Genomic DNA, 25,376 nt, shown 5'->3' on the forward strand with positions numbered 1-25,376 from the left:
GCAAACCTCTATATCCCGTCACGTCTCTCCATTATTTTCGCGCTGAACCCCATTCTTCGATCGATTTATTTTTGATGTTGCTCTGAAGCAACACGTTTAAGACAAGCCACGCGCGACAATACTGTTCAGTAAATCCTCCACAAAAGTGAGGAATGCTGATGAATTTAGCCGACATGCTCTGTTATACAGATATTGCTGAGCTGACTAGAATTGCCGAAGCCTATGATTGTACCTGTAGCAGTCACTCCAAGAATGAGTTAATACAATCCATTCTTACAACGGTGCAAAGACGAGATGTGATGGAGTCAAGGGTGAGTGAGATGACGGGGAACGACTTACGTTTCTTGAATTCTCTCGTATTTGAGAAAAGGGCATCGTACAGCTTAGAGGAATTAAAGGCTAGAGCATTAGCTGGAGAGTCCACATTGGCTGATCAAACAACAGTTTCGAAAGACATGCTTATTGTCACTCCCCAAGCCGGAAGTCGTTCTCGTAAAGGGAAAAATATCGTGCAGAAGCCACCTCCAAGTCCGGATGAGACGGCGCGACTTTCCATTTCAAGATTCAAGAAATTCGGTTGGTTGTTCAACGGTTACTCACAGCAAACAAAATTACTTTATCAAGTTCCTGAAGATGTGAAAGATCGGCTATGTGATGCGTTAGAACGGCGTTATAGAGAAACACTTGTTTCAGTGAATGAACCGCAGGTGTATCGAGATGAAAGAAGCCTCTTTGTAGAGGATATTGTTCACTTTCTTCGGTATGTGCGCGACAACGATCTGCCTTTGACCTCTGAAGGGGTGTTATACAAGAGACAGATCACGCAAGCATTGGATTGCTTCTCCATTCAAGAGACGATTCCAACTCGTGGTGGGTGGCGCTTTGGTTATGGTCGACGTTTTCGAGATTACCCAGATCGTTTTTCCTTGCTGTACGACTATTCATTTTACGAAGGGTACATTATCGAACAACCGGAAAGTCTCACTCTTACCTCGGAAGGGCGTAATATTGCCGATGGTTTGGTGAAGCCGAATCCAACCAAGCTGTATCGATTCTGGCTCCGGCTTTATAAAGGGCCGATCCCTAATCTATCTACCTTAGTGCAGTGGGTTATGCGGTTGTCAACGGAATGGGTAACGGTTGATTCGATGAATCTGATCCTCCAGCCCCTGATCCGCTCTTACTACTACGATACTCAGAAAGATATTCTAGAGCATCGAGTGCTCAATATGCTCATGCATCTAGGGATAATAACCTGGGGGGAGACGGAAGATGGGGATCAGGTCGTGCGGATAACACCACAAGGAAAAATGCTCGTATCTGGTAATTCTCTAGCGTTCGAAGACACACTGATCCTGGGTAGTCCAATGGTTTGACATTGTTTCATGTCAGTTGTTACAATCTCTTGAAAACCGACCCTTCTGCACTTCAGAAGAGAAAAGGAGTCAATAGATATGCAACTGCCATTTCAAGGGAAGCTTCCTCAACTTGCGACTGATGTTTATGTAGCTGAAGGTGCCAAAATTGTTGGCGATGTCTCCATAGGCGAGAAGAGCACGGTTTGGTTTAATGCGGTACTGCGCGGAGATTTAGCACCGATTGTAATTGGCAAGCATTGTAATATTCAAGACGGTGTCGTCGGTCATGTGAACACAGATCAACCGTTAATTCTCGGTGATGGTGTGTCGGTAGGACATGCGGCAATAATACACGGGTGTAAAATAGGCGATGGTACATTGATTGGCATGGGGGCTATCGTCTTGAACGGGGCAGACATCGGTGAATATGCTTTAGTAGGGGCCGGCTCACTTGTAACTGAAAATCAGGTTATTCCGCCTAGAACCTTATGTTTAGGATCGCCAGCAAAAGTTGTTCGACAGTTAACCGAGCAGGATTTGCAGCGTATGAAGCGGACGACGGACAGTTATGTGAGCAAGGGCGAGCAATACAGGAGCCCCCAAGAAGAGCCCTAATGCCGGATTACGGAGGTGCAACGAATGGACAACATGAAAGTCGCCTACGAGACGATGCTGGGATTGGCGGCAGAAATGGTCCTAGACGAAGCGCTGCGCAATTACCGGACGGAGAAAATATATCATGCGATCGATGATGCGCTCGCGCAAGGTGACGTGGAAACGTTTCGGCAACTCACAGAGGAATTAAAGTCGATCCAGAGCTAGATCAGATTAGAATCGTAATTTCGGTTGGATAGCCCGGCCCATTTGGGTCGGGTTTTTACCTGTCATATCGTCAAAAGTCAAGAATGGCGCTTTAATTGTTCTCTCTTTTGGGGTACGATGAAAATAGGTGGATATAAAGGTTAAAATGTTCGAGGAGTGAAGAAGAGAAATGAAATTTAGTGAGATCGATGAGGCTAGCTGGCCTGACTTGCAACCCTATCTGGATACTTGCATTATTCCCTTGTCTGGCTTGACTGGTGAGGAGTCACCTTGGGAGGCTACAGATAAGGTAGCACGTACAGGACAATGGCTAGCGCCCTTGGAGCAAGCCTTCAAGGGACGAACGGTTACAATGCCGGCATTCCATTACGATGCGGATGGCAACGAACAGACGGAGAGAATTAATCAGCTAATTGCCAATTGGAGAAAAGTAGGGTTTCGCTATGTAATTATCGTTAGCGGTCAATCCCTAGAACCGAAAGAATACATAAATGCAGATCTAATCATTTATCCTGGTGCAGAAGAAGTTGAACCGGATAGTCCGCTTATTAGTAAGAGAGTTGCTGATTTGTGGCGGAAGCCAACTGCTTAATCATTTTGCTATTATTATTGTAATCCTTCTAAGGACACGAATAAGGTTGGCTATGAAGGGTAAACAATAGACAGACACAACTAACGGGGAAATGTGACAATTTGAGAACATTTTAGTTGTGCTAAACCCACTGAGGATGGAAACTCCTGCCCCTATTCTTGACGCTCCATAGCGCGTGGGATATTATAGGTATGTCCTTGTGAACAAAATGTTAATGTCCTTATCGGACGAAAGATTGGTGTGGCAAAGGGGGTAGAACGAATGGACCACAATAAGCAGCAGGAAATTACGCACAAACCGGTTAAGCGCAAAGAAATGACGAGACGTCAATTTTTAGCGTATACACTGGGCGGAGCAACAGCCTTTATGGCCGGCGGGGTCATTTTACCTATGATCCGCTTTGCCGTAGATCCTATATTGCAGAAAAGAGAAAAAAGCGGATTCGTGAAAGTCATCGAGGAAAGTAAGGTGACGAATGAGCCTACCGAAGTGAAATTCAAGATTCATCAGGTAGATGGCTGGTACGAAAGCGATCCGAAGCTTGCTGCATGGATTACGAAGGGCGATGATGGCAAGATCTACGCGCTTTCTCCTGTATGTAAGCATTTGGGCTGTATGGTGAGCTGGGGCGGCGAAGAAGCGCCGAACGAGTATCATTGCCCATGTCACGGAGCACGTTACACGAAAGATGGTAAAGCATTAAAGGTAGCACCAAAGCCGTTAGACGAGTATGAAGTCAAATCGGAAAATGGTTGGGTTTATCTCGGACCGATAGAAGCGAATAGTCGCGTATAGAAGGAGGACGTCTCATCCTATGTTCAAAAACATGTATAACTGGATCGACGAACGTCTCGATATTACGCCGATGTGGAGAGATATCGCCGATCATGAGGTTCCTGAGCACGTAAACCCGGCGCATCATTTCTCTGCTTTTGTATATTGCTTCGGCGGATTGACGTTCTTTATTACCGTCATACAGATCCTTTCGGGGATGTTCTTGACGATGTATTACGTCCCAGACATTATCAATGCTTATTATAGCGTTGACTACCTACAGCATCAGGTTGCTTTCGGAGCAATCGTGCGGGGTATGCATCACTGGGGAGCAAGTCTTGTTATTGTAATGATGTTCCTACATACTTTACGTGTTTTCTTCACAGGTTCTTACAAAGCACCACGTGAAATGAACTGGGTTGTCGGAATGTTGATTTTCTTCGTTATGTTGGGCCTAGGGTTTACAGGCTACCTGCTTCCTTGGGATAACAAAGCGTATTACGCGACGAAGGTTGGTCTGGAAATTGCTGGTGCAGTGCCGATCTTAGGCGATTACATCAAAGAGTTAATGAATGGTGGTACGATTGTTGGTGCACAAACACTGACTCGTTTCTTCGCTATCCACGTGTTCTTCTTGCCTGGTGCATTGCTAGCATTGCTTGCCGGACACTTCATTATGATTCGAAAACAGGGCATTTCCGGGCCGCTGTAAGAGAGGGGAGTGACTATCGGTGGCACATAAACAGGATCCAAACGAAAAAGTTCTATATGTAGGCGATTCACGTATTCGTAAACGTGATTACTCTAATGTAACGCCTCCAGATTATACTGAATTTCCTGGAAAGTCAGAGGCTTTTATTCCGAACTTTCTATTGAAAGAATGGATGGTCGGAGTTGTCGCACTAGTAGGGTTCTTGACATTGGTCATTGCTGAACCAGCTCCGCTCGGTTACCCGGCGGATCCGCTGAATAGCGCATTCATTCCAATGCCAGACTGGTATTTCTTGTTCTTGTATCAGCTACTGAAATACCCATATGCTTCAGGTGATTATCTCGTTCTTGGTGTTCTTGGACTTTCAGGTATTCCTTTTATCGCTTTGTTGCTTGCTCCATTTTTGGATACAGGCAAAGAGCGTCGCTTCTATCGTCGCCCGATTGCTTCTTCACTAATGTTAGTTTCATTAGTAGCAGTTGCTTACTTAACTTGGGTATCTTGGGATCACTACGAGCACGAGTTGGCATTATCGGGAACAGTACCTGAACATATCGAGCGCAAGATTAAAGCGGAAGAAGCAGTGGCGAAAGGTCAGCCACGTCCTATTCCGGGTAAAGAGAAAGTCGTTGCTATGGTTGCAGCCGACGATCCAGCTTTCACTGACACGATGACGCAAGCACAATGTATTGCATGTCATGGTGCTGAGCTTGAAGGCGCTGGCGCTCCTGCTTTGACAGGGATTGGCGACGTTCTGAGCAAGGAAGAACTCGTTGAAATCGTCACGAACGGTAAAGGAGCCGGTATGCCACCGTTTGGTGGAGCTGATGGCTCATTAACGGCAGAACAAATCGATCAAGTCGCAACTTGGCTTTCCAAACAAAAAGCAGAAGCAGCACAATAATCCGCATCTGCTCTAAACCTGACCGTAACTGGTCAGGTTTTTTTATAAAGCTATGATTTGGAGAGGACGAGCGTTCATGAGCTGGCTGAAATGGCTACTTTCTCGTAACATATTGCTTCATCCTACAACCTTGCTGTTATTATTGTTGATCTATATTCCAGGGACGTTATACGGATACTATTGGTATAAGGATCAACTGGAAAGCACTTGGAATACTCATCCACATTGGCAAATTCCTTTTGTTCCAGATAGTCCAACGGCATCTTTATTTTTTGCACTGGCTATTATTTGGATTTGGGTTTCTCCTAGGCCTTCTAGTAAGGGATGGGTAAACGGAATTCGTGGGGTTGTGGAAACCCTTGGCGTAGTCACGTCGGTCAAATATGGAATTTGGGCAACAGCCATTATATTCGCAGGGCAAGCGCAAGGAAGCATATTGCAATGGCAGGATTGGATGTTGATCATAGGCCATTCTGCAATGGCGGTTACAGCACTGCTATATGCTCGATTTTTTACTTTCGGTGGTATGGCGCTTGTGGCAGCGGCAGCTTGGACCTTCTTAAATGATACCGTGGACTATCGCTTCGACGTATTCCCGTATTTACCATCGCAGCTGATGGATGATTTATTTTACGTTGGACTGTTTACTTTCTTATTAACAGCGCTAAGCGTTCTCGCCACAGCAATTGCGAAGTTTGCCTTCGTCAAAAACAAGGTCAATTAGGACAAGTTGTTCTAAATGCGGACATCTTCTCATATCCATGGGGTAGGAGGGGATGTCCGTGTTGTTGTTTAAAGCTCGGTGGCGCAATAGACGCCGCCTCCCGTTGGCGGGCTTATTGATAGTAGGGGTATTGGGAATGTTAATTATCGCACCTTCAGTCGCATGGGGTGGCGTTACGAATAAAAGTGATCAGTTAACCTCAATAGACAAGTCTTCTGCAACTGGAGTTGCCTATAATCGTTTCCTAGCTGCGACAGAAACGTTATATATTGCAGTAAACAAAGGAGACCTCGAACAGTCTCTTCGAGACTTGCAGGAGATTGAACAACAGTTTCTTCTTTTACCGATGAAAGAGATTGCGACTGTTGAAGGCATTCAAGCACTTGCACATAGCATCACGGAGATGAAGAGGATTACTGCGGCGGTAAAGCCTGACATGCTGAAGTGGAAGTCTGGCGCAGCAGAGCTGAGATTAGCTGCAGATGCACTGGTGCATCCTAATGCACCGATCTGGTACCGCTATCGGGCGATTTTGCAAGAGGATATTGTAAAGATCAATGAATCCATTTCACAGATATCACAGAATGCAGCAGCATCAGGTTCTGTTTCTGATGCTGTACATGAAGCGTATAACCTGTTGTCTGAGCATTATCGGGTCATACGGACTGCGGTTATTCTTCAATCAGAGCCATGGAAAGTGGAATGGAGCGATTCTGTTCTTCGTTACGCAGGTCGTATCTATGATGCGAAATCTCCAAATGTACAGCTGTTACAAAGCACAATAGCACCTCTCAAGGAGGCTATGGAAAATCTGTTTCCCTTTAACAAGGAAGTGTCTACCACAATAGTTACTCCTATCGGCGTTGCTCCACCGTCCTGGGGATGGTCGGCAATGATGGGTTCATTCATTGTCACGATTCTAACGTGGGTTGGATGGAGAAGATACAGAATCTCAATCATTCATCCCGAAAGCCTTCCCCCAGAACGTCGTGAACGTCGCTAATGACTATAAAAGCCCTCCGGTCATGTTGACGGATGAGGCTTTTTAATTTGCCAATTTCAAACCGATTGACCACACAATAGACGATGGTTTTATTTTCGCCGGAGTAGGCTCCGATTGCGGGCATTAGCGTTACGCCACGATCAAGCTCCCTTGTGATATCTTTGGCCAGCTTCTCCGGTGTATGGCATAAAATCGTGAATGCTTTGGCTGCGTAAGAGCCCTCTTGAATGAAATCAATGATTTTAGATGCGATAAACACACTAACAAGTGTGTAGAGTACTTTTTCCTTAGGGATAAATAAGAGGGAAATACCGAGGATCAATACATCTAAGCTCAGGATGATCTGACCAATGCTCCAGCCCTTCAACCGTTGCAAAATCCTCGCGATAATATCTACGCCCCCCGTAGTCCCTCCAGCGCGAAAGACGAGTCCAAGACCTGTTCCTAAGGTCACTCCAGCATAAAGCACGATCAGTATAAAGTCCTGTTCAGATTGAAAAGGAGTTAACCAGCCTCTGTTGACGAGTATTTCAGCAATCCATAGGAAAAAAGAAAGTAGCAATGTGCCAGCTAAGGTATAGATCATCGCTTGTTTTCCAAGCTGACGCCAGCCTAGGAAAAATAGGGGTAAGTTAATAAGGAGCGAGGTTAGAGATACCGGAAGATTTAAGGCATAATTCAAGAGGATAGCTATACCCGTTACTCCACCCTCCATAAGGAGATTGGGTATGATGAAATATTGCAGACCGAAAGCGTAAAGCGCTGTTCCTGCGATTAACATGCACCATGATTTGACGTTGCTCCACAATAAGGTTCGATTCATCCGACGATTCCTCCAAAAATGCATTTGTCTTCGTAAACATCTTGCGCTAACATAGGATAGACACCATCAAGAAAGGAAGAGGACGATGGGACAATCTCGCATTACCGACATGAAGTTAACTGAACGAACCCTGGCCGACATCCAACTTGATGTCGATGCCTATATTTCGCAATTCAAAGAAGGTTATTTCTCTCCTTTGTCGATGCTTGCCAGAATGACAGAAGAGGTTGGAGAATTGGCTCGTGAAGTGAATCACCAGTTCGGCGAGAAACCGAAAAAAAAGGATGAAGCCGATAATTCCATCGAATTAGAGCTTGGTGACATCTTATTTATAGTGACTTGCTTTGCGAATTCTCTCGGTATCGATTTAACGGAAGCACATCGTAAGGTCATGCATAAATTTAATACCCGCGATGCGGATCGTTGGACGAAGATGCACACCGATAACAGCTGAAGCTCATATGCTGATCTATCCCCGCTATGAAGGGAGGATGGTCAGTATGGATGGGGAAACGTTCATCCGACAAGCTTACGAAGCCATTTATCATGGGGATTTCGAATCAGCTATCACTTTGTTCGGGCGAGCCATTGAGACAGAACCCGATAATGCGGCTTATCTCTATAGCGGGTCCATTACTTGCGCTAGAAGTGGGAAGCTCTCGTTAGCTATGTCTTATGCGCAGCGAGCTGTTGAGCTTCATCCTGGTGAATCGGCTTATCAATTAAATGTCCGGATGATCATGTCCAGAATGAAAGTTGCTGAAGTCAGACATTTATTATCACAGACCTCTCCAGATGTAGACAAATGCTTGGAGCTCTTGAAGGAAGCAGCGCAGCTTGATCCGTTGTCTATAGAATCCAGATTATTACTTGGAATATTATACCGGTTACAACGGAATTACAAGCTTGCTCTTGAGTCTCTAAGAGACACCTTGCTGCTTGAGCCACAGCACGAGGAAGCCAAACGTCTGCTGCACGAAGTTCGGGCTGAAAGGCGCCGTCTTCTTAAACAACAATATTCGTATTATCATTCGAAAAGGAATAGGTGATCTAATGTCTCAGAAAATTAATGTCGCTGTTGCTGGTGCAGCCGGACGAATGGGCCGGGAAGTTGTTAAAATGGTGTTGGAAGATCCTGAATTGCAACTTGTCGCGGCTATCGCAACTTCAGCAGGTCCCGTTGACGCCGGTACACTAGTTGGTAAACCCAATACCGGTGTCATCGTAACCTCTGACCTTGCAGAAGCTCTTGCCGCTTGTAAAGCAGATGTTCTTGTTGATTTTACTAATCCCAAGTCGGCAATGCCCCATACGGAAATTGCGCTAGCTTACGGTGTTCGTCCTGTTATGGGTACGACAGGCTTTACTCCGGAGCAAATCGAACAACTGGACAAGCAATGTCGAGATCAAGGAATCGGCGGATTGATCGCACCGAACTTCTCTATAGGAGCGATCCTCATGATGAAGTTTTCGGCAATGGCTGCCAAATATTTTCCCCATGTAGAAATCATTGAATACCATGGCGACCAAAAATTAGATGCACCTTCGGGAACGTCGATTAAAACTGCGGAATGGATTGCGGAAGCTCGGCAGGAGATACGTCAAGGAAATCCAAATGAAGAAGAAGTGATCGAAGGAGCAAGAGGTGGTTATTACAACGGCTTCCGTATACATAGCGTTCGTTTACCTGGCGTATTTGCGCAGCAAGAGGTTGTGTTCGGTGCATTCGGACAGACGCTAAAAATACGTCACGATTCGCATGATCGAGCGGGATATATGCCAGGTGTGAATACCGCAATTAAGAAAATCATGTCTGTTACCGGCATGGTGTATGGTTTTGAGCATTTCTTGGATTAGATCAACTTCAGCTGAGGAGATGAACTTTCATGATAGATATCGCTTTAATCGCCCATGACCGCAAGAAAGACGAGATGGTTAACTTCGCCATTGCCTATGAGCATGTTCTGAAGCGTCATCGCCTTTATGCAACAGGAACGACAGGTACTCGGATTATGGAAAATACGTCCTTAAAAATTCACAGGTTTATGTCTGGTCCACTCGGTGGGGATCAACAAATTGGAGCAAGAGTAGCTGAGAATATTATGGATCTCATTCTCTTCTTCAGAGACCCGTTAATGGCGCAGCCGCATGAGCCGGATATTATTGCTCTCTTAAGGTTGTGTGATGTGCAGGGCATTCCTGTGGCGACGAATGTAGCAACCGGGGAGCTGCTTGTTAAAGCGGTGGAGCGTGGGGATTTTGCTTGGCGCGAGCTCGTACATAAATACAAGCCAGGTGTAGAAGGATTACTTACAGATGAAGCCTAACGAAGAGATGCAACTAGACATGCTCGTGTTTGCTGCGCATCCTGATGATGCGGAGATTGGCATGGGCGGGACGATTGCTAAACATGTGAAGGATGGCTTTACTGTGGGCATCATAGACCTCACATATGCCGAAATGTCTTCTAACGGAAATGTGGAAATCCGGCAGCAAGAAGCAACTGAGGCATCTGCAGTGCTAGGATTGTCGATTCGCGATAATCTGGGTCTACCTGACCGAGGCTTATGTGTCATTGCTCAGCAAACGGACTTCATGGTAGCTGCTATTCGTAAGTATCGCCCTCGGCTTGTATTCGCACCTTATTTCGTTGATCGTCATCCAGATCATATTACTTGTAGCCGCATGGCGGAAGAAGCTGTGTTTAACGCGAAATTGAGAAGGTACTTGCCCGAGCTTCCAGCATGGACGGTGGAGCAGTTATTTTTCTATTTTATTAATGATGCCCATCCTCCACAGCTATTGATCGATATTAGCGAGGTGCACGACATCAAGATGAATGCGTTGAAGGCTTATCGTTCTCAATTTATGCCCGAAAGAAATGAAGTGGACTGGGTGGAAACCCCGCTTACTGGAGCATATTTGGACAACATAGTAGCTAGAGATCGTTTGCTTGGACAAGCTAAGAAATTTACATACGCTGAAGGCTTTATTGCCAAGGGTCCGTTTGCTCTTCAGCGCTTCTAATCATAATTAATGCGGGAATATAATCTATATTGATGACCGACAAACGATGCTGGAGGCACGCCCTATTGGATCGTTTCCGAATGGAGGAATCGACTTGAACCGTCCGCTTAGAATAGGTATAACCTGTTATCCATCGCTTGGAGGGTCCGGCGTAGTTGCAACTGAACTAGGCAAATTACTGGCTGAGAAAGGCCATGAGATCCATTTTATAACGCATAGTATTCCATTCCGTTTAGGTAAATTCGATCGCAATATTTTCTATCATGAGGTTGAAGTGTCGGATTATTACGTGTTCCGGTATCCGCCTTATGATTTGTCGTTAGCAAGTAAAATGAATCAAGTGGCAAGACTTCAGAAGCTGGATTTACTCCACGTTCATTATGCCGTACCACACGCGATCTGCGCGATATTAGCGAAGCAGATGGCTGGAGATGATCTGAAGGTAGTGACAACGTTGCATGGCACAGATATTACTGTGCTAGCGCAAGATGAAACACTTAAAGATATTATCAGACTCGGCATTCGCAAGAGTGATGCGGTCACTGCGGTAAGTCGTGATTTGATTAATGAAACACGTGAATTGTTAGATATCCAAGAGCCTATAGATTTAACATATAACTTCGTTGATAAACGGATTTATTATCCGCGTGAGTGTACGGATTTACGCAGGGAATATGCGGAGCCCCATGAGAAGGTACTCATGCATATCTCCAATTTCCGCCCAGTGAAACGGACTTCTGACGTTGTGGACGTATTTGCTAAGGTTAATGCTGCAATCCCTTCGAAGCTTATCCTAGTTGGAGAAGGACCTGATTTGCCTAAAATACAGAAAAAAATCCAAGAGTTAGGCTTGGGGCATCGTGTTCATTTTCTCGGTAAGCAGGACGACGTCGCTCAAGTCATTTCTTTAGCGGATCTCATGCTGCTTCCATCGGAGAAGGAAAGCTTTGGTTTGGTTGCTTTAGAGGCGATGGCTTGTGGAGTTCCAACAGTAGGTTCTGTTGCCGGGGGCATTCCGGAACTTGTACAGCATGGGAAGACAGGGTTCTTATCTCCAATTGGGAATACGGATGATATGGCGGATAACGCGCTTAAGCTGCTAACGAACAAGAAGCTGTATAGTGATTTTAGGGAAGCTTGCTTGCATCGGGCGCACAATGTTTTTTGTGATAAGCTCATTACGTCCCAATACGAGGAAATTTATTATCGGGTACTCGGAATGCCTTTGCCTATTCCTGTGCCAGTCTGTAATATTTAATGAATCGATGAAATTGACCGTTTGACCGAAGGACGTGTGTGAGTTATGAATAACGAACCTAATGCTGACGAACTGATGTGGGCAGAAGGACTTGAAGTCGTTGGAAAGCTTGAAGCAAGTGGATATCAGGCTTACTTGGTCGGTGGATGTGTCAGGGATCATTTGATGGGGAGAAGTCTCCATGATATCGATATTGCGACTTCGGCGAAGCCTGAGGAAGTTATCGCTTTGTTCGATCGAACTGTGCCAACCGGTTTGAAGCATGGTACTGTGACGGTCCTGGAAGGCGGTCGCTCCTTTGAAGTAACGACATTCCGACAGGAATCCGGGTATTCTGATTCTCGTAGGCCGGATGAAGTTGAGTTTGTTCTTGATGTGAGAGAAGATTTGGCGAGGCGGGACTTTACCTTTAATGCGATGGCTATCGGCATAGAAGGTGTAATTGTCGATCCGTTCGGAGGGCAGGATGCCTTGCGAGCGGGAGTCGTTGATTGCGTTGGCGAGGCATCTGAACGCTTTAATGAAGATGCCCTGCGGATGCTTCGAGCTATTCGTTTCGGGGCAGAATTCGAATTCGTGCTGTTACCGGACATATGGCAAGCCATTGTTAAACATCGTTCAAACCTGAAGCATGTGGCGATTGAACGTGTAAGTTCAGAATGGGACAAGATGATGGCAGGTAGCGGACCGGAGCAAGCTTGCCATTATTTGTTCAAGAGCGGACTTCTGACAAATGTGAAGGATCCGTTACCAGAAACTGTGCAACATGCTATTGAGCAGTATCGCTTTAACGAGCTATCTTGGGAATGGGATAAATGGGGAATGGCAGCTGCAGATGAAAGCTCCTTTGGTAATATCCTCAATCTCCCGTTGTTGTTTGATCCTGATATGCGGTGGGCGGCATTGTTAATCGGAATGCGCATTAGCGAAGAGGATAGCGATGAGCTGTGTCACACGCTGAGAATGAGTGGACGCAGGTCAACGCGAATAGTTGGAATTGTCGGAATGAACGAGCAAATGGTGACTTACGAGGAGCTATCTTTCAAAGAAGGCTGGATTCGAGTTGTTCTCGCTTATGGACGTTCTATTGCAGAGGATTGGTTGGAAATTAATGAAGTTTGCAATGGAGTCTTCGTTCCAGAAGCTAGAGAATGGCTGAGTGAAATTCTGGTCAGTACAATCTCGGAGTTGAATGTTCGCGGTGACGAGCTAGTAAGCTATATCGGTCAAGCTCCTGGGCCATGGATTGCAATTACATTACAAGAGCTCTTGGAGGATGTGGCATTAGGTTACGTACCTAATGATAAGGGCTCGCTACTCGTGGCAGCGAAAGAAAATATGGGAAATAGGAAAATGTAGGTGAGAATAGGCTGTGAGCAAGGAAAATTTGTTGAGTCTATTGGAAGCCGGGGCCGGTGAGTATGTATCTGGCGAAGAAATTAGCGGTAAGCTTAATGTCAGTCGTACTGCGGTATGGAAACAAGTTCGTAAGCTAGAAGCGGACGGCTACCTTATTGAGGCTGTGCCTCGCCTAGGTTACAAATTAGTGGGCAAGCCTTCGCGATTGTCGATTCAAGAGCTGCTTCCTAAGCTTAAAACCAAACAATTCGGACACCAATTACGCTTGCTTGATGTTATCCCTTCCACTCAGGATGAGCTTCGCCGATTGGCAGAGCAAGGTGCTGCAGAAGGGACGCTTGTTATTGCCGAGCAACAGACGAGCGGACGAGGGAGAATGGGGCGGCATTGGGTGTCACCAGCGGGCAAAGGGGTATGGATGAGTCTGCTCCTCCGTCCACCAGTACCGTTGCCGTTGACACCTCAACTGACGCTGCTCGCTGCGGTTGCATTAAGCCGAGCCATTTCTCGGATCGTTCCGGTCGAGATTGGGATTAAATGGCCCAATGATCTGCTTGTTGGGGGTAAGAAAATTAGTGGAATATTGTTGGAATCAGCAGCCGAGGATGAGAGATTGCGTTATGTGGTCGTCGGCATGGGGATTTCAGTTAATCTCGATGCGGAAGATTATCCTGAGGAGCTCTTAATCAAAGCTATTTCTTTGAAAATGGCTACAGGGACAATCATTAATCGCAGTGAGCTCATTGTAAGTATCCTCGAACAATTCGAACAGTTATATGAATTATATCTGGAACAGGGCTTCGCACCTATTCGCTCCTTATGGGAGGCTCATTCGGTCACCTTGAATAAGCAAACCTTATTGCATACACCTCAAGGACCGATCGAAGGCATTCCACGTAATTTGGATGAGATGGGTGGATTACGGGTCGAGCTGGCTGATGGCAGCTTCCGAACGATATATTCGGCTGAAATTAGCGAAAATCGAAACTAGTTGTGGTAGGAAGGCTTCTGCTTCATTTATGGTTTAAATCGGCTAGTCCAAACAGAATCACACGCATCGCGCATGGAGTAGTAGTTTGGCCGCCGCGGACGGTTGTAGCTGTATATGGTGCATGGGAATGCGGATTAGACCGCCGCGAGCGGCTTAAAGTAGCAACTGGTGCGTACTTATTGTGAGTTACCCAACAAGAGGCAAAAGCGAGCAATATGTATAATTGTACATAGACGATAAACCCGATTTCTGTTATAATCTCGTTGCAAGGTGGTATCCTATTAAGCGAACCGCACTTGCCGACAATGAAGATTATCAAGTAACGGAATCAGTAACAGTAGTAGCTGCACCACTAACAGCACCACGAACAGCAAGCCAATACCGTGAATGATTCGCGGCGGATTCTGCTCTGAGCCGAAAGGACCGAGACAGAAGGACGTGATGGACGTTCTATGTTGAATGGACACCCTTTTTGCTCATGGCAAAAACGGGTTTTTTTGTTGTTATATCCTGTAATTAATAGGAGGATACCCCCATGAAACAAGCATTAACTCTTCCACGTCTGAAGGCGATGAAGAACCAGAACAAACCCATCGCAATGCTGACGGCTTACGATTATCCGTCTGCGATGTTAGCTGAAGAAGCTGGAATCGACATGATTCTGGTTGGCGATTCTTTAGGTAATGTGGTTCTTGGTTACGACACAACGATTCCTGTGAAGCTTGAGGATATGATTTACCATACACGAGCGGTCGTTCGCGGCGCACCCGGCACCATGGTCGTGACCGATATGCCGTTCGCAACATACCGTCTAGGGCCGGAAGCAACGTTTCGCAATGCGGCAAGGCTCATGCAAGAAGGCGGTGCTCATGCTGTAAAGCTTGAGGGAGGAGCGGAGCTGGCCGACGAAATTAGGCTGTTAACTTCGGCGGGAATTCCCGTACTCGGACACTTAGGCCTGACTCCGCAATCCGTTCACCAGATAGGTGGATACAAGGTGCAGGGGAAAAGTCACGAGGAAGCCGAGAAGATGCTACAGGACGCGAAAGCACTTGAGCAGGCTGGTGCATTCGGAATCGTGCTGGAGCTCGTTACAGAGGAGCTAGCGGCGGCTGTGACGCATTCGATTAGTATACCGACAATTGGGATAGGGGCAGGTCGTGTGTGCGATGGACAAGTGCTCGTATACCATGATCTTCTGCGTTATGGTTCCGGAATCAGGGACAAAAAAATGGTAAAAAGCTACGCGGATATCGGAGATACGATTCGGAGCGCGATTACCCAATATGTAGATGAAGTGAAGACGAAAGCTTTTCCAGAGGAGAAGCATTCGTTCCCATTGGATCAAAACTCCTCTTCAAACAGTGTGGCTAAGCTTTATGGAGGAGAAGGGAAATGACAACATATCCTCAAATTATCCGTACGATAGCTGAATTAAGACGAGTGATCGCTTCTTTTAGAAAGGCAAATCCAGATAACCAAACTGTCGGATTAGTGCCTACTATGGGTTTTTTACATGAAGGCCATAAATCCTTACTCCACAAATCGGTAACCGATAATGGCTTAACCGTACTGAGTATATTCGTCAATCCGATTCAATTCGGTCCTGGTGAAGACTTGGATAAATATCCAAGAGATGAACAACGCGACCTCGTTGTTGCAGCTGAAGCAGGAGTAGATATTGTATTCCTTCCTCAGGTTGAGGAGATGTATCCGAATAAAAGGGTGACAACTGTTACGGTTAACGAAGTGACGGATCGTCTGTGCGGTACAAGTCGTCCTGGTCACTTCGATGGGGTATCAACGGTTGTGATGAAGCTCTTCAATATTGTGCAGCCAAACCGAGCTTACTTTGGATTGAAGGACGCTCAGCAGGTTGCAGTCATAACTAGTATGGTCCGAGATCTGAATGTCCCAGTCGAAATTGTTCCTTGTCCTATTATTCGTGAGGCGGATGGGTTGGCGCTTAGCTCACGCAATGTGTATTTGGGTCAGGAAGAACGCAAGCAAGCTCTTATCCTCTCTAAATCATTGTCCAACGCTGTGAAGTGGATTCAAGACAGTGAGTTAACTGCTCCTCAACTCATCGCTCGACTAAAGGAAGAAATTAGCAGAGTTCCTTTGGCTGATATTGATTATGTTGATGTTCTGAATTATCCTGATCTAAGCCCAATCGACAATCAAATGTTGCTTGGATCTGTACAACCTGAATCTGACCTCTTAATCGCAGTTGCGGTTCGATTCGGTAAAACCCGACTTATAGATAATAAATTAATAAATCAAGTGGAAGTAGGTGCAAATACATGTTTCGCCAAATGATGAAAGCCAAAATTCACCGTGCAACGGTGACGGAAGCGAATTTGAATTATGTTGGGAGCGTAACGATTGACCAGGATTTGCTTGAGTTGGTCGATATTTTGCCCGATGAGAAGGTTCAGATTGTGAATAATAATAATGGTGCTCGCTTTGAGACATATGCGATTCCTGGTCCTAGAGGCTCTGGTGTCATCTGCTTGAACGGGGCGGCAGCAAGGCTTGTACAGCCTGGTGATAAAGTTATTATTATCAATTATGGACTGATGAGCGATGAAGAAGCTCGTCAACATCATCCGAGAGTGGCAATATTGGATGAGGATAATAAAGTTGTAAAATTATTGGCGGAAGAACCGCATTCGACCGTTATATAACACGTATGAAACACCTCCTTGCAACGCAGAATGAGCAGTACAGTTTCATCGTAACAAGGGGGGACGATTATGATTCGGGAATGGTTCGCAACAATGAACGATGTGCTCGACGATCTCATATTGCGTTATCCACAAGCTTCTGGTGAAGAAAAAAATGCACTGCAGCAACAATGGGATATGCTCAAATCCCTAAGTGATGATATTATTGAGTCATGGCTTCAGCTTGAAGACAAGATGGGAATGGTTCGAGACATTCAGCAGCAACCGATACAGGTATCAGAATCGCAGAAGCTTTTGGATTCTTTTGTTAAAGGACAAGGCTACTTTAAGCTACACATGTTCAAGCATGCGTCGGACCAATTAAAGGAAGCCGTAACTTTATATCCTGATTTTGTCGGGGCACGAATACTTCTTGCCATGTCCTGTATGCATATGAAGCAGTGGGGTGACGCACAGCGGCATTTCCAACTCATTGAAGCCATTACCGAAGAAAGTAAGCTACAGGCGATTGCTTATAATGCACTTGGTTGTATTCAAGCCATCTATGCACATCTGGAGCTGGCACAATGTTATTTCTACAAAGCGCTGGAGGCCGACCCAGCCTTTACAGACCCCAAGCTTAATCTGGAGTCTGTACAGCAAGGCAATGGGCAACTACAACTTCAATTCGGTAGTGCAAAGCTACAAACCTTAGTCCAAGTTTAATCCATTAACTTGTAAGATACACTGACTGTCATATCCCATTCTGCGTGTCGTAAGGAAAGGAAGTCTGTAATGAAATTTGCCGTGCTCGATTTTGAAACAACGGGCATGTCGTCCGATAATGATGAAATCATACAAACGGGACTCGCGTTTATTGACGATGCGGGTACCGTTTGTTCCACGTATTCAAGCTATGTTCGCCCAAGCAAACCGATTCCGGCAGAAATCACCCGTTTAACTGGGATCAAGGATGAAGATGTTGCTTCAGCACCTGAGCTAGAGAATATGTTAAACGATATTGTGCCTATGTTACTGGACGTAATTCTGGTCGGGCATAATGTCAATTTCGATTTGCAATTCCTACAAAATGCACTAGATCAGAGCGGATATTTACCGTATACAGGTAGGCTGCTGGATACGGTAGAGCTGGCTAGATTACTTTATCCTACACAGCCTTCTTATTCTTTAACCTCTCTTACACAGGCTTTAGGTATTGCGCATGATCGTCCACACCAGGCGGACAGCGATGCTGTAGCAACAGCAGACCTGTTTCTGGTATGCTTGAATAAGCTTAGGAATCTTCCTTTATTTACTCTACAACGGTTAAATGCCATGTTCGATTCGGAAATCAATGATTTGGGCTGGCTTATTGCGGATACGCTGTCATGGCGCGAGACGCAACCTCTCATTCCGGAAGAAGGCATTCATCATTTCCGTCAATTCGCGATGAGCGTTGGTGACTGGGGTGAGGAGTCACCTTTGAATCGTAATGAGGATGAGACAGACGCTTCTGATTCATTGAAGGATATTAGCTTTGACCAATACTTAACAATGGTTCAAGACAACTTGAAGGTGATGTTCCCTGCTTATGAAACAAGAGAAGCACAGGACATTATGTTTCAGGAGGTTTTTGCTGCATTACAAGATGACTCCCATCTTCTAGTAGAAGCGGGGACGGGAACGGGTAAATCCTTAGGCTACTTGTTGCCTTCCCTCTATTATGGAATGAAGGAAGACAAGAAAGTCGTCGTCAGTACTCATACGATTCAACTGCAGGAACAGCTTAGAGAGCGAGATTTGCCTCTGCTCCAGCAAGCTCTCCCCATGGCTTTTCGTGCTTCAGTGTTCAAGGGCCGTAGTAACTACCTATGTCTCCGGAAATTCGAGAATCGCCAGCAAATACCGGAGTACGCGATGGGTCGTGAAGAAGCGTTAATCCGAGGTGGGATGACGGTTTGGTTAGGGGAGACGACGAGAGGTGAATCAGAGGAGCTGAATATCGGAGGTCGTAATAAAGAAGAGTGGGATGCAGTTTCTAGCGACGCAGCATCTTGTCTTAACCGAGCTTGTCCGTGGTTCAGACGGTGCTTCTATCACAGAGCTCGTCAAGAAGCGGGCAAAGCGGATCTTATCATTACGAATCATGCTTTGCTATTCACTGACCTTCGCGCTGAGAATCGTTTGCTACCGGCGTACGATCGCTTGGTCGTAGATGAAGCTCACCATCTCGAAGAAGTAGCTAGCCAACATCTAGGACAGAAGACAGGACACTCTTCTCTGATCGTTCCTCTGCAGCGTGTGTGGAAGGATGCTAGAACCGGAGTTCTCCCACAGCTAATAAGTGCTGTATCCTCTATGGGGACAAGAGATTCAGGAGTATGGACGGAGAAGCTTGAGGTGCTCGTTCCTAAGGTTCACGAAATACGTGAAGCTTGGGAGCAGTTGATGGATGCTCTATATAATATGCTAGCTGGACAGGCTGCATCGGATGAAACGGGCAATCTAACTTTGCGAATTAAGCCAGCTGAGCTTCCAGCTAATTGGGATAGCTTATCCGTTGATGCCAACAACGTCATACAGCTCTTATCTGATTTTATTCGACCGCTAGAGAAGTTAACGGTTGAAATTCGCGAGGAAGCCGATGAGCTTGGCATGCAAGGCTTGCTAACCGATCTCAGTGGTGTATTGAAGGATCTAGCCTCTGTGAGAGCAGACACGCAATCTTTCATTTCTCTAGGCAAACCGGAATTCGTGTATTGGCTGGAAGGTCATTCCCAATATCGCGGAAGATCTGTATGGATATTTGGAGTGCCTGCTGATGTGAGCGGTCTACTTAAGGAAGGTGTCTTCGATCGGAAGGCGAGTGTCATTATGACCTCGGCTACGTTAACGATTGATAAATCATTCCGTTACGTCACTGAACAGCTAGGTTTGGATGAGGCGGAGAAGGATGGGCGACTTAAAACCGCGATGCTTCCGTCCCCCTTTCGCTATCGTGAGCAAGCACTTGTACTCATTCCTAGAGATTTTCCCGCGATCAAAGGTCGGGATGGAGAAGCGTTGTTCTTGAGTGCGTTGATAGATTCCTTACAGGAGATGGCTCAAACCGTTGGTGGGCGTATGCTAGTGCTTTTCACCTCACATCGCATGCTTAAAACGGTCTATGGACCTCTGAAGGAACGTCTCGAATCGAGCGGCATTCAAGTGTTAGGTCAAGGTATGGATGGAGGGAGTCGAACTCGGCTAACTCAGCAATTCATTAAGCAGCCTGCATCGGTATTGTTAGGTACGAGCAGCTTCTGGGAAGGCATCGACTTACCTGGGGATGCATTAACTTGTCTCGCCATTGTGCGCTTACCTTTCCAGCCGCCCAATCATCCTGTTGCTGAAGCCAAATCAGAGAAGCTGCAGGCGGAGAACAAAAATCCGTTTATGAAACTGTCGTTACCTCAGGCGGTCATCCGATTTAAGCAAGGTTTTGGCCGGCTCGTTCGAACAGCAACAGACAAGGGAATTGTTATTCTATATGATACGAGAGTTATCGAGACGAATTACGGTAAATATTTCTTATATTCCTTGCCTGGTCCGAAAATGGAGCATTTACCAACGGCTGCAATGGCCGCTCGGGTTAGCTCATGGTTGAATGCTGTTCAAGAAGAGGGAGAGTCGAATGAAACCCATTAAAATTTCTGAAGCAGTCGTAAGAAGACTTCCCATCTATTTACGTTTTCTGAATGAGCTGAGCCTTAGTGGCATTCAAACGGTTTCTTCTCAGGATCTAGGGGAGAAGCTGGATCTTAATCCCGCTCAGATTCGTAAAGACTTGGCCTATTTTGGCGAGTTCGGACGTAAAGGTGTAGGTTACAATGTGGATTACCTTATTGAGAAAATACGCCAAATCCTCAAGCTGGACAAAATGATGTATGTGGCACTTGTCGGGACTGGAAATTTAGGTCGAGCCTTATGTAACTATAATATGTACATCAAGGATAACATGAAGATTGTTTCTGTATTCGATGCGGATCATAGTAAAAAAGGGATCGTCATTAATAATCTAATTGTCCAACCGATGGAGGAGCTCTCCAATTCGGTCACTCAATTAGATATCTCTCTTGGTATTATTACGGTTCCAGCTGTTGAAGCACAGAACGTAGCGGATCAATTCATTGCCGCAGGCATACGTGGGATACTCAATTTTGCTCCCGTTGTTCTCAAGCCATCGGCAGGGATAAGAATTCATAATGCAGATTTTACTGCAGAGCTTCTTAGTTTGGCTTATTATATGGATAATAATAATAATGATAATCAGGAAGGAGACGAAGCTTAATGTCTCGTCTACTAATTCATAATGGATTTTTCATAACAATGGATGAACAAATGCCGTCGGAGTTTCAAGGGTGGATGGCGATTGAAGGCGATAAGATTGTTGGTTTGGGACAAGGACAAGCACCAGAAGAGGAATTAACGCAAGCTTCTGAAGTTATGGATGGCAAAGGCCTTCTATTCATGCCTGGTTTAGTGAATACACACGGACATGCAGCGATGTCTCTTCTGCGTGGACTTGCGGATGATTTGAATTTGCAGGATTGGCTGCAAAATCATATGTGGCCTACTGAAGCTAAATTTACTGGTGATGATGTATATTGGGGCTCAGCGCTATCTGCTGCCGAGATGATTAAGAGTGGTACGACTACTTTTGTTGATATGTACGATCACATGCACCGTGTGGCCGAAGTGGTGGAGCAATCCGGTCTTCGCGCTAGCTTAACAAGAGGTGTTATTGGGCTATGTCCTGAGGATGTGCAGAAGGCTAAGCTGGAAGATGCGATTCAATTCGCTAAAGATTGGCATGGTGCTGCAGACGGTCGCATAAGTGTTATGATTTCCCCGCACGCGCCTTATACTTGCCCGCCAGATTATATTTTGAAATTTGTTGAAGCGGCGCATGAGCTAGATTTACCTATGCATACTCACATGTCGGAATCTATTGCAGAAGTCGAACAGAACGTAAGAGATTATGGCTATCGCCCAGTGGAGCATCTTGATCGACTCGGAATGTTCAGCCGTCCGACATTGGTTGCTCATGCCGTTCATCTTAACGACGAAGAAATCGCTTTGCTAGCGGAACGTAAAGTAGCCGTATCCCATAACCCGGTTAGTAACTTGAAGCTAGCTAGTGGAGTAGCCAGGGTGCCTGATCTATTGAAGGCTGGAGTAACGGTATCCTTAGGTACGGATGGCGCAGCAAGTAATAATAATCTTGATCTATTCCAAGAAATCTCGATGGCGGCACTACTTCATAAAGGTGTTTCCGGAGATCCAACGGTCGTACCTGCTGCTGAAGCGCTACGTATGGGAACCGTACATGGGGCTCGCGCTCTCGGCTTAGAGGGCGTTACAGGACAGCTTAAAACAGGCTTAAAAGCGGATTTCATCGCGTTAGCGATTACGAAGCCTCATTTTGTACCGCATACCGATTATGTATCCCATTTGGTTTATGCAGCTAGAGGCTCGGATGTTGCTCATGTATGGGTTAACGGTAAGCAATTGCTTCGAGATGGTCAGCTATTAACGCTGGATGAGGAAAAAATTCTAGCGGAAGCGGAACGCTGTTTCCAGAGGTTACGGGGATGAATTTAAGCCGTAGTGAGGGGCAACGGAAAATGCCGTCCCTTTCGCGTACAAGGTGGATCATCATCTTGACCGGTTTTATCCTCTTTGTTGTGGTGAGCCTTGTCTTATATGTTCGGTCGGCGGATTCGGATTATCGCCAAGCGGAGAATAGAGCTATTCGAATCGCTAAGGAGCAAGGGAGCCTAACAGAAGTGACCGAAGCAGTCAGCCATACTTGGGATGAGACAGTATGGGTGGTAACAGGTAAGGATGCCGAAGATCAGATCTGGATGGTCTGGGAACGTCAGGATGAGCTCATTCGGAAAAAAGTAAGCGATAATATGTCGCAGCAGCAAATGCTTGAGAAATTTACTGGTGAACATGCTGGGCGAACTCCGATTCGGATTATTCCTGGATGGTTTAAGGGTCAGCCTGCATGGGAGATTCGTTATTGGACCGACGAAAGCAAACAGCATCAGTCGCTTGATTTCTATTCGTTCATGGATGGAAGTGTATTGAAAACCTATGTGCTGTCTAATCAATAAGAGCACCGGAAAACGCCGCTTAGGCGTTTTTTTGTTTATTTACCAATGATCATCTAACGATTCGTCTATCATAAGGTGATATACTCATATATATACTTTTCGTATATGAGGGGGACAATGACAACATGAAAAAACTAAGAATACTACCACTTACAATAACTGCGGCACTTACAGCCGCCATTTTATTCGGCGGTTGGTTTACTTATCGTCACTACGGCATAGAGCAGCCGTTAGACCGTGTTGCTAAATCGGTAGCGGGCGTTGAATCCGCACAGGCCGAGATGTCAACAGGACTTGTTAAAGTAAATGTTAAGCTTGCTCCAGATGCTAATCTGGGTGAAGTGTATCGATATATTAAGCAAAATGGTGCTGGCGAGATTGGAAATAAACAGTTTGAGTTAGCTGTACAACAAAAGGATAGCGCTCGTCTGGATAAAGTATGGGGCTATGCCCTGTTCGACGTGGCCGAGGCTATGGAAAATCGTAAATACTCTGGCATAAGGGATACGATGACGGATTTATCTGAGCAATTTCCAGGAGTGACTGTAACGACAGAGATGGATGATAATAACGTATATATCTCGATGCGGGATGGGGATGAGGCTAAGTTCGTTGTATTGCCTCGTCAGCCTGCAACGTTGGGAGTGTGGCCAAATGCGTAAAATAAACTCTTTCGGTAAAGAGATGGCAATAGGCGCAATCGTTGTATTGTTCGTCTTTCTATTGTATGTTGGTTTGCCTCCGGCCATACTGGTTATGGGTTTGTTAATGTTCGGTGCCTTGTTCTTCATCGCACGGACTAGGGGTGGTTTGGCAATGGGAACCGCAGGAAAGAAAGCAACAGCTCGCAAGCCCGATTATTTGACCTTCGAGGATATCGGTGGGCAAGATCAACCGAAGCGGGAGCTTACGGAAGCACTGGATTTTCTAGTGCATCGTGAGAAGATTCAGAAGTTAGGCATCCGTCCCTTGAAGGGAATTTTGTTAACAGGGCCTCCAGGAACTGGGAAAACACTTCTTGCCAAAGCAGCGGCGCAGTATACTCATTCTGCATTCATCGCGGCTTCCGGTAGTGAATTCGTGGAAATGTACGTAGGGGTAGGCGCAGGTAGAATCCGTGATCTATTTAAAGAGGTTCGTCAACAAGCGATCAAACAAAAACGAGATAGTGCCATTATTTTTATTGATGAGATAGACGGAATTGGTGGGAAACGAGATGGCGGACAGCATAGAGAATATGATCAGACGCTTAATCAGCTGTTAACCGAGATGGATGGCGTACAAGGTGACGAGAGTGTTCGTGTACTCTTGATCGCGGCAACGAATCGTAAAGAGCTGCTGGACCCTGCCTTACTTCGTCCAGGAAGATTTGATCGCCAAATTCAAGTTGACCTCCCAGACAAAACGGGAAGAGAGCACATCCTAAAGCTGCACGCTCGTAACAAACCTATGGCCAAAGATGTATCGTTAAGCAAAGTAGCGGACGAGACTTTCGGTTTTTCCGGTGCTCAGTTGGAAAGTCTGATGAACGAAGCGGCGATTTACGCAATGCGGGAAAGCTCCGATACCTTACAAACGTCGCATTTAACTCAAGCAATCGATAAAGTCATGATGGGTGAACGAATGGATAGGGAAACGAATAGCGAAGAGCGCGAAAGAGTGGCCATTCATGAGCTGGGTCATGCTATTGTTGCGGAGAACGTACGTCCGGAGAGTGTTGCACAAGTATCACTCACACCTCGCGGTCAAGCATTGGGATACGTACGCCATCATCCGCAGCAGGATCAGTACTTGTACACGCAGATCGTGCTCGAGGAGCAAATTATGATCGCTCTTGGCGGAGCGGTAGCAGAGGAAATTTTCTACGGTGGAAGAAGCACAGGTTCGCGAGGAGATTTCGAGCAAGCGACGAATATCGTAAGGACATTGATCGAGTCGGGTATGTCCAAGCTTGGAATTATTCACCCTCAGGCGCTAACACAAGAGCAATGGTCAGCGGAAAATGCTGAAATCCTGAATCAACTAACGGATCGTACGAGAGAGCTGCTAGGCAAGCACAAAGAAACCTTTAATCAATTGCTCGACCACCTCATTCGTGAGGAGACTTTATCTGGTAAGCAATTGCGCGATATTTTGCGTGAGAAGGCGGCTTGATTAATCACAGAGCAAAGAAAATAACCGTATTCCTCGCACTTTGGGCTT

Annotated in this window: 29 protein-coding genes; 27 read left to right on the forward strand and 2 right to left on the reverse strand. The window is 45.9% G+C overall.

What is annotated here, in order from left to right:
* Positions 1 to 158 precede the first annotated feature (158 nt).
* The 9 genes from M1K58_RS03695 (at position 159) to M1K58_RS03735 (ending at position 6,889) form a co-directional block, all read left to right on the forward strand.
* Positions 159 to 1,376, forward strand: coding sequence for a hypothetical protein (locus M1K58_RS03695; RefSeq protein WP_256757314.1), 1,218 nt, complete (start codon positions 159 to 161; stop codon positions 1,374 to 1,376).
* A gap of 78 nt (positions 1,377 to 1,454) precedes the next feature.
* A complete protein-coding gene (locus tag M1K58_RS03700; protein WP_256757315.1) occupies positions 1,455 to 1,973 on the forward strand; it encodes a gamma carbonic anhydrase family protein in 519 nt (172 codons plus the stop codon).
* A gap of 24 nt (positions 1,974 to 1,997) precedes the next feature.
* Positions 1,998 to 2,180, forward strand: a complete 183-nt coding sequence (locus M1K58_RS03705) for an IDEAL domain-containing protein (RefSeq protein WP_256757316.1) — start codon at positions 1,998 to 2,000, stop codon at positions 2,178 to 2,180.
* Between the two features lie 169 nt (positions 2,181 to 2,349).
* Positions 2,350 to 2,772: a DUF2487 family protein gene (locus M1K58_RS03710; protein WP_256757317.1), complete on the forward strand. Its 423-nt coding sequence runs from the start codon at positions 2,350 to 2,352 to the stop codon at positions 2,770 to 2,772.
* A gap of 261 nt (positions 2,773 to 3,033) precedes the next feature.
* On the forward strand, positions 3,034 to 3,567 hold the full coding sequence (locus M1K58_RS03715) for a Rieske (2Fe-2S) protein (protein WP_256757318.1): 534 nt from the start codon (positions 3,034 to 3,036) through the stop codon (positions 3,565 to 3,567).
* Positions 3,568 to 3,586: 19 nt separating this feature from the next.
* A complete protein-coding gene (qcrB, locus tag M1K58_RS03720) occupies positions 3,587 to 4,258 on the forward strand; it encodes a menaquinol-cytochrome c reductase cytochrome b subunit (protein WP_256757319.1) in 672 nt (223 codons plus the stop codon).
* Between the two features lie 19 nt (positions 4,259 to 4,277).
* The gene (locus tag M1K58_RS03725; RefSeq protein ID WP_256757320.1) at positions 4,278 to 5,162 is read left to right on the forward strand and encodes a menaquinol-cytochrome c reductase cytochrome b/c subunit; all 885 of its coding nucleotides are present in this window, start codon (positions 4,278 to 4,280) and stop codon (positions 5,160 to 5,162) included.
* A 76-nt stretch (positions 5,163 to 5,238) separates the two neighbouring features.
* Positions 5,239 to 5,886 carry a DUF1405 domain-containing protein gene (locus M1K58_RS03730; RefSeq protein ID WP_256757321.1) on the forward strand — a complete coding sequence of 216 codons (648 nt, stop codon included), beginning with the start codon at positions 5,239 to 5,241 and terminating at the stop codon, positions 5,884 to 5,886.
* Between the two features lie 58 nt (positions 5,887 to 5,944).
* Positions 5,945 to 6,889, forward strand: a complete 945-nt coding sequence (locus M1K58_RS03735) for a sporulation protein YpjB (protein WP_256757322.1) — start codon at positions 5,945 to 5,947, stop codon at positions 6,887 to 6,889.
* Here the strand turns inward: M1K58_RS03735 and M1K58_RS03740 are convergent.
* The gene (locus M1K58_RS03740; protein ID WP_256757323.1) at positions 6,843 to 7,712 is read right to left on the reverse strand and encodes a YitT family protein; all 870 of its coding nucleotides are present in this window, start codon (positions 7,710 to 7,712) and stop codon (positions 6,843 to 6,845) included. The genes M1K58_RS03735 and M1K58_RS03740 overlap by 47 nt on opposite strands.
* 85 nt (positions 7,713 to 7,797) lie before the next feature.
* Between M1K58_RS03740 and M1K58_RS03745 the strand changes: the two genes are divergently transcribed.
* The 8 genes from M1K58_RS03745 to M1K58_RS03780 all read left to right on the forward strand — a co-directional run bounded on the left by M1K58_RS03745 (position 7,798) and on the right by M1K58_RS03780 (position 14,347).
* A complete protein-coding gene (locus M1K58_RS03745) occupies positions 7,798 to 8,166 on the forward strand; it encodes a nucleotide pyrophosphohydrolase (RefSeq protein WP_256757324.1) in 369 nt (122 codons plus the stop codon).
* 46 nt (positions 8,167 to 8,212) lie between these two features.
* Positions 8,213 to 8,761, forward strand: coding sequence for a tetratricopeptide repeat protein (locus M1K58_RS03750; RefSeq protein ID WP_256757325.1), 549 nt, complete (start codon positions 8,213 to 8,215; stop codon positions 8,759 to 8,761).
* Between the two features lie 4 nt (positions 8,762 to 8,765).
* Positions 8,766 to 9,569, forward strand: coding sequence for a 4-hydroxy-tetrahydrodipicolinate reductase (dapB, locus tag M1K58_RS03755; RefSeq protein WP_256757326.1), 804 nt, complete (start codon positions 8,766 to 8,768; stop codon positions 9,567 to 9,569).
* 29 nt (positions 9,570 to 9,598) lie between these two features.
* Positions 9,599 to 10,039 (forward strand): methylglyoxal synthase, encoded by a 441-nt coding sequence (locus tag M1K58_RS03760; protein ID WP_256757328.1) that lies wholly within the window; start codon positions 9,599 to 9,601, stop codon positions 10,037 to 10,039.
* A complete protein-coding gene (gene bshB1, locus M1K58_RS03765) occupies positions 10,029 to 10,739 on the forward strand; it encodes a bacillithiol biosynthesis deacetylase BshB1 (RefSeq protein ID WP_256757329.1) in 711 nt (236 codons plus the stop codon). Before M1K58_RS03760 ends, bshB1 begins: the two co-directional genes overlap by 11 nt.
* Positions 10,740 to 10,833: 94 nt before the next feature.
* Positions 10,834 to 11,997, forward strand: a complete 1,164-nt coding sequence (gene bshA / locus M1K58_RS03770; RefSeq protein WP_256757330.1) for an N-acetyl-alpha-D-glucosaminyl L-malate synthase BshA — start codon at positions 10,834 to 10,836, stop codon at positions 11,995 to 11,997.
* Positions 11,998 to 12,042: 45 nt separating this feature from the next.
* Entirely contained in the window at positions 12,043 to 13,356 is a 1,314-nt protein-coding gene (locus M1K58_RS03775) for a CCA tRNA nucleotidyltransferase (protein WP_256757331.1), read from the forward strand.
* Between the two features lie 13 nt (positions 13,357 to 13,369).
* Positions 13,370 to 14,347, forward strand: a complete 978-nt coding sequence (locus tag M1K58_RS03780; protein ID WP_256757332.1) for a biotin--[acetyl-CoA-carboxylase] ligase — start codon at positions 13,370 to 13,372, stop codon at positions 14,345 to 14,347.
* Positions 14,348 to 14,628: 281 nt separating this feature from the next.
* On the opposite strand, the gene M1K58_RS03785 is transcribed toward M1K58_RS03780, so the two are convergent.
* The gene (locus tag M1K58_RS03785; protein ID WP_256757333.1) at positions 14,629 to 14,814 is read right to left on the reverse strand and encodes a hypothetical protein; all 186 of its coding nucleotides are present in this window, start codon (positions 14,812 to 14,814) and stop codon (positions 14,629 to 14,631) included.
* A 68-nt stretch (positions 14,815 to 14,882) separates the two neighbouring features.
* Between M1K58_RS03785 and panB the strand changes: the two genes are divergently transcribed.
* From panB to M1K58_RS03835, 10 genes are all read left to right on the forward strand, one after another.
* A complete protein-coding gene (gene panB / locus M1K58_RS03790; protein ID WP_256757334.1) occupies positions 14,883 to 15,746 on the forward strand; it encodes a 3-methyl-2-oxobutanoate hydroxymethyltransferase in 864 nt (287 codons plus the stop codon).
* Entirely contained in the window at positions 15,743 to 16,666 is a 924-nt protein-coding gene (gene panC / locus M1K58_RS03795; RefSeq protein WP_256757335.1) for a pantoate--beta-alanine ligase, read from the forward strand. The genes panB and panC overlap by 4 nt, the downstream gene beginning before the upstream one ends.
* Entirely contained in the window at positions 16,651 to 17,034 is a 384-nt protein-coding gene (panD, locus tag M1K58_RS03800) for an aspartate 1-decarboxylase (RefSeq protein WP_256757336.1), read from the forward strand. Before panC ends, panD begins: the two co-directional genes overlap by 16 nt.
* A 69-nt stretch (positions 17,035 to 17,103) precedes the next feature.
* Positions 17,104 to 17,739 (forward strand): tetratricopeptide repeat protein, encoded by a 636-nt coding sequence (locus M1K58_RS03805; RefSeq protein ID WP_256757337.1) that lies wholly within the window; start codon positions 17,104 to 17,106, stop codon positions 17,737 to 17,739.
* Between the two features lie 69 nt (positions 17,740 to 17,808).
* Positions 17,809 to 20,700 (forward strand): ATP-dependent DNA helicase DinG, encoded by a 2,892-nt coding sequence (gene dinG / locus M1K58_RS03810; protein WP_256757338.1) that lies wholly within the window; start codon positions 17,809 to 17,811, stop codon positions 20,698 to 20,700.
* Positions 20,687 to 21,343: a redox-sensing transcriptional repressor Rex gene (locus M1K58_RS03815; protein WP_256757339.1), complete on the forward strand. Its 657-nt coding sequence runs from the start codon at positions 20,687 to 20,689 to the stop codon at positions 21,341 to 21,343. The genes dinG and M1K58_RS03815 overlap by 14 nt, the downstream gene beginning before the upstream one ends.
* On the forward strand, positions 21,343 to 22,650 hold the full coding sequence (locus tag M1K58_RS03820) for an amidohydrolase (RefSeq protein WP_256757340.1): 1,308 nt from the start codon (positions 21,343 to 21,345) through the stop codon (positions 22,648 to 22,650). Before M1K58_RS03815 ends, M1K58_RS03820 begins: the two co-directional genes overlap by 1 nt.
* Before the next feature lie 65 nt (positions 22,651 to 22,715).
* Positions 22,716 to 23,174: a cell wall elongation regulator TseB-like domain-containing protein gene (locus M1K58_RS03825; protein ID WP_256757341.1), complete on the forward strand. Its 459-nt coding sequence runs from the start codon at positions 22,716 to 22,718 to the stop codon at positions 23,172 to 23,174.
* A 125-nt stretch (positions 23,175 to 23,299) separates the two neighbouring features.
* Positions 23,300 to 23,836 carry a hypothetical protein gene (locus M1K58_RS03830; protein WP_256757342.1) on the forward strand — a complete coding sequence of 179 codons (537 nt, stop codon included), beginning with the start codon at positions 23,300 to 23,302 and terminating at the stop codon, positions 23,834 to 23,836.
* On the forward strand, positions 23,829 to 25,328 hold the full coding sequence (locus M1K58_RS03835) for an AAA family ATPase (RefSeq protein WP_306220139.1): 1,500 nt from the start codon (positions 23,829 to 23,831) through the stop codon (positions 25,326 to 25,328). Before M1K58_RS03830 ends, M1K58_RS03835 begins: the two co-directional genes overlap by 8 nt.
* Positions 25,329 to 25,376: the final 48 nt, after the last annotated feature.

Source organism: Cohnella sp. WQ 127256 (assembly GCF_024519285.1).
Classification (GTDB): domain Bacteria; phylum Bacillota; class Bacilli; order Paenibacillales; family Paenibacillaceae; genus Cohnella.